9 protein-coding genes and 1 pseudogene are annotated in these 12394 nt (G+C 62.2%); 8 read left to right on the top strand and 2 right to left on the bottom strand.

The features are described 5' to 3' along the window. Positions 1–150: 150 nt before the first annotated feature. From prmA to purH, 5 genes are all read left to right on the top strand, one after another. Complete coding sequence (gene prmA, locus MOQ67_RS04180) at positions 151–1029, top strand: 50S ribosomal protein L11 methyltransferase (protein WP_046384850.1); 879 nt, start codon at positions 151–153, stop codon at positions 1027–1029. A 30-nt stretch (positions 1030–1059) separates the two neighbouring features. Further along, positions 1060–2304: a DUF3426 domain-containing protein gene (locus tag MOQ67_RS04175; RefSeq protein WP_046384851.1), complete on the top strand. Its 1245-nt coding sequence runs from the start codon at positions 1060–1062 to the stop codon at positions 2302–2304. A gap of 185 nt (positions 2305–2489) precedes the next feature. Next, complete coding sequence (gene dusB / locus MOQ67_RS04170; protein WP_017849670.1) at positions 2490–3503, top strand: tRNA dihydrouridine synthase DusB; 1014 nt, start codon at positions 2490–2492, stop codon at positions 3501–3503. Beyond that, positions 3500–3820 carry a DNA-binding transcriptional regulator Fis gene (fis, locus tag MOQ67_RS04165; RefSeq protein WP_002555375.1) on the top strand — a complete coding sequence of 107 codons (321 nt, stop codon included), beginning with the start codon at positions 3500–3502 and terminating at the stop codon, positions 3818–3820. The genes dusB and fis overlap by 4 nt, the downstream gene beginning before the upstream one ends. 81 nt (positions 3821–3901) lie before the next feature. Next, the gene (purH, locus tag MOQ67_RS04160; RefSeq protein ID WP_169885519.1) at positions 3902–5509 is read left to right on the top strand and encodes a bifunctional phosphoribosylaminoimidazolecarboxamide formyltransferase/IMP cyclohydrolase; all 1608 of its coding nucleotides are present in this window, start codon (positions 3902–3904) and stop codon (positions 5507–5509) included. A 15-nt stretch (positions 5510–5524) separates the two neighbouring features. Here the strand turns inward: purH and MOQ67_RS04155 are convergent. Beyond that, a pseudogene (locus tag MOQ67_RS04155) lies at positions 5525–5638 on the bottom strand (outer membrane lipoprotein carrier protein LolA); the annotation flags it as partial. A 21-nt stretch (positions 5639–5659) separates the two neighbouring features. On the opposite strand from MOQ67_RS04155, the gene purD reads away from it, so the two are divergent. From purD to MOQ67_RS04140, 3 genes are all read left to right on the top strand, one after another. Continuing rightward, positions 5660–6952, top strand: coding sequence for a phosphoribosylamine--glycine ligase (gene purD, locus MOQ67_RS04150; protein WP_017849672.1), 1293 nt, complete (start codon positions 5660–5662; stop codon positions 6950–6952). A 101-nt stretch (positions 6953–7053) separates the two neighbouring features. Beyond that, complete coding sequence (locus MOQ67_RS04145; protein ID WP_017849673.1) at positions 7054–9825, top strand: hybrid sensor histidine kinase/response regulator; 2772 nt, start codon at positions 7054–7056, stop codon at positions 9823–9825. A 1003-nt stretch (positions 9826–10828) separates the two neighbouring features. After that, on the top strand, positions 10829–11425 hold the full coding sequence (locus MOQ67_RS04140) for a MarC family protein (RefSeq protein ID WP_017849674.1): 597 nt from the start codon (positions 10829–10831) through the stop codon (positions 11423–11425). On the opposite strand, the gene MOQ67_RS04135 is transcribed toward MOQ67_RS04140, so the two are convergent. Next, entirely contained in the window at positions 11422–12201 is a 780-nt protein-coding gene (locus tag MOQ67_RS04135; RefSeq protein WP_046384853.1) for a hypothetical protein, read from the bottom strand. The two genes, MOQ67_RS04140 and MOQ67_RS04135, sit on opposite strands and share 4 nt — an antisense overlap. Between the last annotated feature and the right edge of the window lie 193 nt (positions 12202–12394).

Below are 12394 nucleotides of genomic sequence, written 5' to 3'. Positions count from 1 at the left end.
GACTGACCCACCGCTATCGGGGGCAAGCCCCCTCCCACATTTGGTCGGCGTACTGTCAGTACAGTCGTCTTCTTCTCCACGCTCGCGTAAACTTGCGCGCTTTCGCAGCCCCTCCCCGCTGCACACTCATTTTTTTCAAAGGTGCCCGCCATGCCTTGGCTGCAAGTCCGTCTCGCCATCAGCCCAGAACAAGCCGAAACCTACGAAGACGCGTTCCTTGAAGTGGGCGCCGTCTCGGTGACCTTCATGGACGCCGAAGACCAGCCGATCTTCGAGCCGGAACTCAACACCACCCCGCTGTGGTCCCACACCCACTTGCTGGCCCTGTTCGAAGACGGCACCGATGCCGCCAGCGTCCTGGCCCATATGGAACTGCTCACCGGCGGCCCGCTGCCCGAGCACCACAGCGAAATCATCGAAGACCAGGACTGGGAACGCAGCTGGATGGACAACTTCCAGCCGATGCGTTTCGGCCAGCGCCTGTGGATCGTGCCGAGCTGGCACGCTGCCCCCGAGCCGGACGCGGTGAACCTGCTGCTGGACCCGGGCCTGGCGTTCGGCACCGGCACGCACCCGACCACCGCGCTGTGCCTGGAATGGCTGGACGGCCAGGACCTGAACGATTGCCACGTGCTGGACTTCGGCTGCGGCTCGGGGATTCTGGCGATTGCCGCCCTGTTGTTGGGCGCCAAGGAAGCCGTCGGCACCGATATCGACGTACAGGCCCTGGAAGCCTCCCGCGATAACGCCGGGCGCAACCACATTGCTGAAGGCAAATTCCCACTGTACCTGCCGGAGCAATTGCCCCAGGTGCAGGCCGATGTGCTGGTCGCCAATATCCTCGCCGGCCCGCTGGTGGCCCTGGCGCCGCAGCTGTCGAGCCTGGTCAAGCCGGGTGGCCGCCTGGCGCTGTCGGGCATCCTCGCCGAACAGGGTGAAGACGTGGCTGCAGCCTACGCCCAGGATTTCGAGCTCGACCCGATCGCCAATCGTGATGGCTGGGTACGCATCAGCGGGCGTCGGCGCTAGAATGAGCGCTTGCCTGAATCGGATGGCCGCATGACCGACAGTTTCGTCACCCAGTGTCCCCATTGCCAAACGCGCTTTCGCGTCAGCCACGCTCAGTTGAACGTGGCGCGCGGCGTGGTGCGCTGCGGCTCGTGCCTGCAAGTGTTCAACGCCGCGCGCCAGTTGCTGGAGCAGCGCGCCCACGCGCAAGCTCCGAAGCCTGAACAGCCGGCCGCAGCGGAGCACGCCGCCGAGGCGCCGCGGGCGATCAGCCAGAAACAGTGGACCGCGCAAGAGCTGGACCTGGACAACCTGGACCTGGACAAAGAACTGGCCAAGCTGGAACGCCGCGAGATTCAACACACCCAGCCGCTGGGCGCGGAACGCCGGCAAGGCAGCGCCGACCGACGCAAAAAGGAAGATGCCCTCAGCGCCAGCCGCGACACGATCAAGGCCGAGGAAGAAAAATGGGCCGCCAGCCTGTTCAGCGAACCGCCTGAAGAACGCGCCAAAGCGCCCGAAGACGAACCTGAACCGGCAAATGCCCCTGCGACTAAACAGCGCACCGAACCGTCGATGTCCCTCGCCACCGACGACATCGACGATGAACCGCCGCTGCGTTCCACACCTGCCGATGAAGACGACGAACTCGACCCACCCGTGAGCGCGGTCAGCGACGACGTGGACGCGCCGGAACCCGACGAGCGCCCCCAAGGCCGCAAGCGCTCGCGCAGCGCCGCCAGCGCCCACGACGAGCTGCTGCAGGACCTCGAAGATGACCCGCTGCACTTGTACGCCGGCAAACGCCCGTCAAGCTGGGGCCGTCGCCTGCTCTGGCTGTTGCTGGTGCTGATCGCCGCCGCCGGCCTCGCCGGCCAGTACATTGCCTACCAGTTCGACGACCTGGCGCGCCAGGACGCCTATCGCCCGTGGTTCCAGCAACTGTGCCCGACATTGGGCTGCACGGTGCCATCACGGGTCGATATCGCGCACATCAAGAGCAGCAACCTGGTGGTGCGCAGCCATCCTGAATTCGCCGGCGCGCTGGTGGTGGATGCAATCATCTATAACCGCGCGACGTTCTCCCAGCCGTTTCCGTTGCTGGAACTGCGCTTTGCCGACCTGAACGGCAACCTGATCGCCAGTCGGCGCTTCAAGCCCGCCGAATACCTGAGCGGTGAGCTGGCTGGGGTCAGTGAAATGCCGTCGCAGACGCCGATCCATATCTCCCTGGACATCCTCGACCCCGGCAACAAAGCGGTGAATTACAGCCTGAGCTTTCATTCGCCCGAGTGAATCGGCGCGGTCATCGAGGTTTGACGACGGATTATTGACTGGACCGCCGGCAACCAAACCGGTGGCGATAAAGAAATAACTGTTCAGATTTTATCCAATTCAGCCTTTATCCAGTCATCGAGAGCGGGTATCATGCCAACCCTTTTTCGAACTCTAATGATCCGGCCCCACAACAGGGAAGTCCTATGTCGGCGGTACGCATCGGCCCATACACATTGCACAATGGTTTGATTCTCGCGCCAATGGCGGGGGTCACCGACCAGCCCTTTCGTCAGCTGTGCAAGCGTTTGGGCGCGGGTCTAGTAGTCTCGGAAATGGTCACCAGCGACATGAGCTTGTGGAACACCCGCAAATCGCGGCTGCGCATGATCCACGAAGGTGATCCCGAGCCCCGCTCGGTACAGATCGCCGGTGGCGACGCACAGATGCTGGCGGAGGCGGCCCGGGCCAACGTGGAGCTGGGCGCGCAGATCATTGACATCAACATGGGCTGTCCGGCCAAGAAGGTCTGCAACAAGGCCGCCGGTTCCGCGCTGTTGAAGGATGAGCAGTTGGTCGCCGAGATCCTGCAGGCCGTTGTCGCCGCAGTGGATGTACCGGTCACCCTGAAGATTCGTACCGGCTGGGACCGGGACAACAAGAATGGCCTGACGGTGGCGAAGATCGCCGAACAGGCGGGTATTTCAGCGCTGGCGGTGCATGGTCGCACCCGCGCCGATCTTTACACCGGCGAAGCCGAGTACGACACCATTGCCGCGATCAAGCAGGCCGTGTCGATGCCGGTATTTGCCAATGGCGATATCGACTCAGCCGAGAAAGCCCGGCGCGTGCTGCATGCGACCGGTGCCGATGGCCTGTTGATTGGCCGGGCCGCCCAGGGGCGGCCATGGATTTTTCGTGAAGTCGAACACTTTCTGCGTACCGGCGAGCTGTTGCCGGCACCGGGGTTGATCGAAGTGGAACGTATTCTGCTAGAGCATCTGGCCGCCCTGCACGCCTTCTACGGAGACGTGATGGGAGTACGCATTGCTCGCAAGCATGTCGGCTGGTATCTCGCAACCCTGCCGGGCGCCAGGGAGTTTCGCGCCCACTTCAATCGTTTGGATGATACGGAAGCACAGTGCGCCAACGTTCGTGAGTTCTTCAGCGAACGTGACAAGAGCCTGGTGACAGGGGACGGAGAGGGGGTGGCCGCATGACGATGATGACCGAGACTTTAGTGAGTGGAACAACACCCGTGAGCGACAACGTCAATTTGAAACAGCACCTCAACACGCCGAGCGAAGAAGGCCAGACCCTTCGCGGGAGTGTCGAGAAGGCGCTGCACAATTATTTCGCCCACCTTGAGGGCGCTTCCGTCACGGACGTGTACAACCTCGTGCTCTCCGAAGTCGAGGCGCCCTTGCTCGAAAGCGTGATGAACTACGTCAAGGGCAACCAGACCAAAGCCAGTGAGCTGCTGGGCCTCAACCGTGGCACCTTGCGCAAAAAGCTCAAACAATACGATTTGCTGTAAGCATTCAATCCGACCAGAAAGGCGCCCGCGTAAAACCGGTCGCCTTTTTTGCTGACTCCTTTGCTTTTGATGGAAATTGAAATGACCGACCAGACTACCCGCCTGCCGATCCGCCGCGCCTTGATCAGTGTCTCCGACAAGACCGGGGTTCTCGAATTTGCCCGGGGGCTGGAAGCCCTGGGCGTGGAAATCCTCTCCACGGGCGGGACCTTCAAACTGCTGCGAGACAACGGCGTGGCCGCAGTAGAAGTCGCGGACTACACCGGTTTCGCAGAGATGATGGACGGTCGGGTCAAGACCCTGCACCCGAAAATCCATGGCGGCATCCTCGGCCGTCGCGGTATCGACGACGCCATCATGAACGAGCACGGCATCAAGCCGATCGATCTGGTGGCGGTCAACCTCTACCCGTTCGAAGCCACCATCAACAAGCCGGGCTGCGACCTGCCGACCGCCATCGAAAACATCGATATCGGCGGCCCGACCATGGTTCGCTCGGCCGCCAAGAACCACAAAGACGTGGCCATCGTGGTCAACGCCAGCGACTACGCCCAGGTGCTTGAAAACCTCAAAGCCGGTGGCCTGACCTACGCCCAGCGTTTCGACCTGATGCTCAAGGCGTTCGAACACACCGCCGCCTACGACGGCATGATCGCCAACTACATGGGCACCGTGAACCAGGCCGCCGAGACCCTCAGCACAGAAGGTCGCAGCCAGTTCCCGCGGACCTTCAACAGCCAGTTCATCAAGGCCCAGGAAATGCGCTACGGCGAGAACCCGCACCAGAGCGCGGCGTTCTACGTGGAAGCCAAGCCGGCCGAAGTGGGCATCGCCACCGCGACCCAGCTGCAAGGCAAAGAACTGTCCTACAACAACGTGGCCGACACCGACGCCGCGCTGGAATGCGTGAAGAGCTTCGTCAAGCCGGCCTGCGTGATCGTCAAGCACGCCAACCCGTGCGGCGTGGCCGTGAGCCCGGACGCTGAAGGCGGCATCCGCCAGGCTTACGAACTGGCCTACGCCACCGACACCGAATCGGCCTTCGGCGGCATCATCGCCTTCAACCGCGAACTCGACGCCGCGACCGCCAAGGCCATCGTCGATCGTCAGTTCGTCGAAGTGATCATCGCCCCGTCCGTCAGCGAGGAAGCCCGCGCCATCGTGGCCGCCAAAGCCAACGTGCGCCTGCTGGCCTGCGGCGAGTGGTCGCCCGAACGTGCCCCTGCCTGGGACTACAAGCGCGTCAACGGCGGCCTGCTGGTGCAAAGCCGCGACATCGGCATGATCAGCAGCGCCGACCTGAAAGTGGTGACCAAGCGCGCGCCGACCGAGCAGGAAATCAACGACCTGATCTTCGCCTGGAAAGTGGCCAAGTACGTTAAGTCCAACGCCATCGTCTACGCCAAGAACCGCCAGACCATCGGTGTCGGCGCCGGCCAGATGAGCCGCGTGAACTCGGCGCGCATCGCCGCGATCAAGGCTGAACATGCCGGTTTGCAGGTAGCGGGCTCGGTGATGGCGTCCGACGCGTTCTTCCCGTTCCGCGACGGTCTGGACAACGCGGCCAAGGCCGGCGTCACCGCAGTGATCCAGCCAGGCGGCTCGATGCGTGATGCCGAAGTGATTGCTGCGGCTGACGAAGCCGGCATCGCCATGGTCTTCACCGGCATGCGCCACTTCCGTCACTAAACAGCACCGCTTCCCGACTGTAGGAGCGAGCTTGCTCGCGAAAAACTCAAAAACGCCACGAGGTGTCAGGTTTCCCTCGTTATCGTTGACGACCTTCGCGAGCAAGCTCGCTCCTACAGAGAAGCACAGCGTTTCTCAGAGGTTTTTGAAATGAATGTCTTGATTATTGGCAGCGGTGGCCGTGAACACGCCCTGGCCTGGAAAGTTGCTCAGGACCCACGCGTCCAGAAAGTATTCGTAGCCCCCGGCAACGCCGGCACCGCCATTGAAGCCAAGTGCGAAAACGTCGCCATCGACGTGCTGGCCCTGGAACAACTGGCGGATTTCGCCGAGAAAAACGTTTCCCTGACCATCGTCGGTCCGGAAGTGCCGCTGGTTGCCGGTGTCGTCGACCTGTTCCGCAGCCGCGGCCTGGACTGCTTCGGCCCGACCGCCGGCGCGGCCCAACTGGAAGGTTCCAAGGCATTCACCAAGGATTTCCTGGCGCGCCACAAGATCCCGACCGCCGACTACCAGAACTTCACCGAGATCGAGCCAGCCCTGGCTTACCTGCGTGAAAAAGGCGCGCCGATCGTGATCAAAGCCGACGGCCTGGCCGCGGGCAAAGGCGTGATCGTCGCCATGACCCTGCAGGAAGCCGAAGACGCCGTGCGCGACATGCTCGCCGGCAATGCCTTCGGTGAAGCCGGTTCGCGCGTGGTCATCGAAGAATTCCTCGACGGCGAAGAAGCCAGCTTCATCGTGATGGTCGACGGCAAGAACGTCCTGCCGATGGCCACCAGCCAGGACCACAAGCGCGTCGGCGACGGCGACAGCGGCCCGAACACCGGCGGCATGGGGGCTTACTCCCCGGCCCCGGTCGTAACCAGCGAAGTGCATCAGCGTGTGATGGACCTGGTGATCTGGCCGACCGTGCGCGGCATGGCCGATGAAGGCAACGTCTACACCGGCTTCCTCTACGCCGGTCTGATGATCGACAAGGCCGGTAACCCGAAGGTCATCGAGTTCAACTGCCGCTTCGGCGACCCGGAAACCCAACCGGTGATGCTGCGCCTGCAATCGAGCCTGGTGCTGCTGGTGGAAGCCGCGCTCGCCCAGGCCCTGGACAAGGTTGAAGCCCAGTGGGACCCACGCCCGAGCGTCGGCATTGTGCTGGCAGCCGGCGGTTACCCGGCCGACTACGCCAAGGGCGATGTGATTGAAGGCCTGGACGCGGCGGCGACGCTGGAAGGCAAAGTGTTCCATGCGGGCACTGCGCTGCAGGACGGCAAGGTGGTGACCGCAGGTGGCCGTGTGCTATGTGCCACCGCGATGGGCGCCAGTGTCGACGCTGCACAGCAACAGGCTTACAAACTGGCGGCAAAAATCAGCTGGAACGGCTGCTTCTACCGCAAAGATATCGGCTATCGCGCGATTGCCCGTGAACGTGGCGAGACTCATTAAGTCGCTATCCGTTCGGTTAGGTAAGGGCCTCTGGCCCTTGCCGTACTCGTATGACCCCGCGCATAGTTAACCCGTGCTTCAACCTACGAAGGGATTTCGCCGTGCGCTGGCTCAGGATCGCCATAGGTTTCACTGTCAGTCTGCTGACACTGCTCTGTTTGCTCCCGGCCCAGGCCGCTGCGCAAGGCAGTGGCTGGGCAGTATTGCTTGATGAACAGGCCGACCTGCAACTGAGCGATATCCGTTCGCCCCGCTACACCAATCAATTCAGCCCCATCGAACTGGACCGGATCACTGCCGCCGAGCCGGACGGTGCGTTGTGGGTACGCTTCAAGCTGCAACCCGGCCAGCATGAGCAAGTGCTGCGGGTGTTTGCCCCGGACGTTTCCCTCCTGAGTCTGTATGTGCTGGATGGCGACACCCTGGTGGAACAGCAAACCACCGGCACGCGCCAGCCCCAGGCCGAGCGCCCGCTGCCCAGCAGCGACTTCATGCTGCCGATGCCCCAGAGCCCGAAACCCCTTGAGGTGTACCTGCGCCTGGTCTCGGAACACGAACTGCGCCCCTATATCACCCTGGAGCCGGCCGTACTCGCCGCCGCCGACCAAAGCCAGACGCTGATCTACGGCCTGCTGTTCGGCTGCCTGCTGATGCTGATCCTGCACAACCTCTCCCGCTTCGCCTACCACCGCTCACGCAGCAGCCTGTGGCTGGCGGCCTGCGAAGTGCTGCTACTGCTCAGCTTGGCGTTGCTGCTCAACCTGCTGGGGCCATGGCTGCAGAACTGGCACGCGATCCAGACGCCGGGCGCCTACCTCGCCCTGCTGCTGACTGCACCGTGCGGGCTGATGTTTGCCTATCGCTTCTTCATGCCGCTGGGCCCGCACCCGCTGAACAAACTGTTGATGGCCGACATTCTGTTGATCGTGCTGTGCGGCCTGCTGCTGTTGTTCGTCAACACGTTGCCGCTGAACATCATCACTTACGTCCTGGTGGCCCTGGCCGGCCTGAGCATGTTGTTTGTCTCGGCCTATCACTGGCAAAAAGGCTACCGGCCGGCGCGGTTGTTCGTGGCGGGGATGGTGGTGTTCAACATCGGCACACTGATCATCCTGCCTGCCTTGCTTGGCCTCACGCTGCTGGCGCCGCAAGGCTTGATCATTACCCTGCTCAGCTTTATCTGCCTCAGTGGCCTGCTGATGAGCCTGGCCCTCGGCGAACGCCAGCGCGCCATCGTCGAAGCACGCTTCAGCCTCAGCCGCGAGCTGGCGGCCAGCAACGCCGAAATCGCCGCCAAGGCCGAGTTCCTGGCGAAGATCAGCCACGAAATCCGTACCCCCATGAACGGCGTGCTGGGCATGACCGAGCTGCTGCTGGGCACGCCGTTGTCGGTCAAACAGCGCGACTATGTGCAGACGATCCACAGCGCCGGTAACGAACTGCTCACACTGATCAACGAAATCCTCGATATCTCCAAGCTGGAATCCGGGCAGATCGAATTGGACGATGTGCAGTTCGACCTCAATGCGCTGATCGACGACTGCCTGAGCATCTTCCGCGCCAAGGCCGAGCAGCAGAACGTCGAGCTGATCAGCTTTATCCAGCCCCAGGTGCCGCGGGTGATCAGCGGCGACCCGACGCGCCTGCGCCAGGCGATGTTGAGCCTGCTGGAAAACGCCCTGCAGAAAACCGATGAAGGCGAAGTGTTGATCGTCGTCGCCCTCGACGAGCGCAGCCCCAAGCCGCGCCTGCGCATTGCCGTGCAGGACAGCGGCCTGCCAATGGAAGCCGCCGAACGCGATGCGTTGCTGCACAGCGAACTGCACAGCAAGAACTTCCTCTCGGCCACCCGTTTGAGCGGCCACCTGGGCCTGGTCATCGCGCGCCAGTTGATCCTGTTGATGAACGGCGAATTCGGCATCAAGAGCGGCGCACAACAAGGCAGCACCCTGTGGCTGACCCTGCCGCTGGACCCGGAACGCCTGGAACACCCGACCTCCGACCTCGACGGCCCGCTCAAGGGTGCGCGGGTACTGGTGGTGGACGACAACGACACCTGCCGCAAAGTGCTGGTGCAGCAATGCACCGCCTGGGGCCTGAATGTCAGCGCGGTGCCGTCGGGCAAGGAAGCCCTGGCGTTGTTGCGCACCAAGGCGCACCTGCGTGATTACTTCGACGTGGTGCTGCTGGACCAGAACATGCCCGGCATGACCGGCATGCAACTGGCGGCCAAGATCAAGGAAGACCCGAGCCTCAACCACGACATCCTGCTGATCATGCTCACCGGCATCAGTAACGCGCCGAGCAAGATCATCGCGCGCAATTGCGGGATCAAGCGCATCCTCGCCAAGCCGGTGGCCGGCTACACCCTCAAGACCACCCTGGCCGACGAACTGACCCAGCGCAGCAAAGGCGGCGGGCAGCCACGCGCGCCCCTCAACGCGCCGGCGGCCATCATCGTGCCCAGCGACTTCCGCATCCTGGTGGCCGAAGACAACAGCATCTCCACCAAAGTCATCCGCGGCATGCTCGGCAAGCTCAACCTCAACCCGGACACCGCGAGCAACGGCGAAGAAGCCCTGCAGGCGATGAAGGCCCAGCGCTATGATCTGGTGTTGATGGACTGTGAAATGCCGATCCTCGATGGCTTCTCCGCGACCCAACAGTTGCGGGCCTGGGAAGTCAGCCACCAGCGCATTCGCACGCCGGTGGTGGCGCTCACCGCACATATCCTCTCGGAACACAAAGAGCGCGCACGCCAGGCCGGGATGGACGGGCACATGGCCAAGCCGGTGGAATTGTCACAATTGCGCGAGCTGGTGGAGTACTGGGTGGCGCAGCGTCAGCCACGGCCGGAGCATGCGCCCTCTTAACGTCAAATGCGATCGAGTGTGGGAGGGGGCTTGCCCCCGATGGCGGTGGACCAGTCACCTATGCATCGACTGAAAGCCGGCGACGGCAAGCTCGCTCCCGATAGCGCTGGAACAGTTACAAATAAGCTGACGGTCACACCGCCATCGGGGGCAAGCCCCCTCCCACACTGAGCCTACGTCTGCCACACAATGGATGAACACCACAGATCCTATGTGGGAGGGGGCTTGCCCCCGATGGCGGTGGACCAGTCACCTATGCATCGGCTGAAAGCCGGCGATGGCAAGCTTGCTCCCGATAGCGCTGGAACAGTTACAAATAAGCTGACTGTCACACCGCTATCGGGAGCAAGCCCCCTCCCACACTGAGCCTGCGTCTGCCACACAATGGATGAACACCACAGATCCTATGTGGGAGGGGGCTTGCCCCCGATGGCGGCGGGCCAGTCACCTATGCATCGACTGAAAGACGGCGATGGCAAGCTCGCTCCCAATAGCGCTGGAACGGTTACAAATAAGCTGACTGTCACACCGCCATCGGGGGCAAGCCCCCTCCCACACTGAGCCTGCGTCTGCCACACAATGGATGAACACCACAGATCCTATGTGGGAGGGGCTTGCCCCCGATGGCGGTGGACCAGTCACCTATGCATCGACTGAAAGCCGGCGATGGCAAGCTCGCTCCCGATAGCGCTGGAACAGTTACAAATAAGCTGACTGTCACACCGCCATCGGGGGCAAGCCCCTTCCCACACTGAGCCTGCGTCTGCCACACAATGGATGAACACCACAGATCCTATGTGGGAGGGGGCTTGCCCCCGATAGCGGTGGACCAGTCACCTATGCATCGACTGAAAGACAGCGATGACAAGCTTGCCCCCGATAGCGCTGGAACAGTTACAAATACGCTGACTGCCACACCGCTATCGGGAGCAAGCTCCCTCCCACATTTGATCTCTGTCGCCTGATAGACTCCGCCAATCTCCTTCTGTCGCGAGCCACCCCCATGCTCCACGTGTTATTCAGCGTTTACCTGAAGATGCTGGTGCTCTACAGCCCGTTCTTCGTGTTGTCCTGTTTTATCAGCCTGACCCGCGGCTATTCGAGCAAGGAACGGCGACGCCTGGCCTGGAAAGTGGCGTTGGCGACGCTGGTGTCGAGCGTCTTGCTCTACCTGTTCGGCCGGGTGATTTTCAGCGTGTTCGGCATCACCGTGGACGCTTTCCGTATCGGCGCCGGCAGCGTGCTGTTCATCTCGGCCCTGGGCATGGCGCAGGGCAAGTCGGCGGTGCAGACCGATAACGTGCAGCAGGACGTGACCATCGTGCCGCTGACCATTCCGCTCACCGTCGGCCCCGGCACCATCGGGGCGCTGCTGGTGATGGGCGTCAGCCAGCCCCATTGGGACGACAAAATCGCCGCCATCCTCAGCATCGCCCTGGCCAGCTTCACGGTGGGCGTGGTGCTGTATTTGTCCAACCGTATCGAACGGATTCTCGGTGACCAGGGCTTGCAGATTGTCAGTCGCTTGATGGGCTTGTTCGTGTGCGCCTTGGCCGCACAAATCATCTTTACCGGGGTGCGCGGCTACCTGGTGCCTTAGATCCGGTATTTGGCAATCGCCAGTTGCACCTTGTCGCCCGCACTCTCACGCATCAACTGGATGGTTTTTTCGTTGACCACCGAGGTATTCAGCACCAGGCAGGTTTGCCCGCTGAAGGCCTCGAACGAGGAACTGTCCCACTCAAGAAAAGGCAGCCCCACGTGCTTGCTGACGCCATGGGAGCTGTAGGTCACCAGCACCATCATGACTTCGCCGTCGGTTTCGGCGCAGGACGCCAAGCCAAAATCGCCGCCCTGATGCACGCTGCTATTGCGCTTGAACAGCTCGAATGACGCCGGCATCTGTTTCAATGTTTCCAGCGCATCGGCGGCCAGTTTCGGCAACGCCGTCAGCAGAGGCCCGGCCAGTGAGGTCGAGGCCAGCAGGGTGGCGATGATATTCAGCGCCGCCAGTTGCACCGTCAGCCCCTTGCCGGCGCTTGAGACCCGCTCGAACCGGCTGCGCACCGGCAGCCAGCCCAGGCTGATCATCACCTTGATAAATTCGTCGTACCAGCCCTCCGTGCCGCGACTGATCTTCAAGACATCGCTGACGTAGCTGCTGGCCAACAGATAGCTTTTGCGGATGTATTCGCGGTTCAGGCCGCTCAGGCCGTCGGCGAACGAGATCACGCCATTGTTGACCACCGCTGCGTTGCAGCCGTCCTCGGTATCCAGCGGTAAAGCCGCGTGCGTCCCCGGCGCGCCGGGCAGCTTATAGGCGGCAATCAATTTGCGCCGCTTGGTGCTGTTGATCCTTCTGTGATGTCGCTCCATTTTCAGTTCTCCACAAGCACCCCACATGGGGCGTGTGTCCACACTAGTCCAGGCGCCGACGGGCTTTCCACACGACAAACATCCCTTGCCGGCAGCGCTCGCGCAGCGCAGCCCAGCATTCGTTGGGCGCCCCGCGGGCAGTTCCGGATTTCATCGATAAAAAAAGAAAAAGCCCCGAATCACGGCAGGTGTT

This window comes from Pseudomonas sp. LY-1, assembly GCF_053502595.1.
Note: the sequence above shows the minus strand (reverse complement) of the source record. Positions and strands in the feature narration are given on the sequence as shown.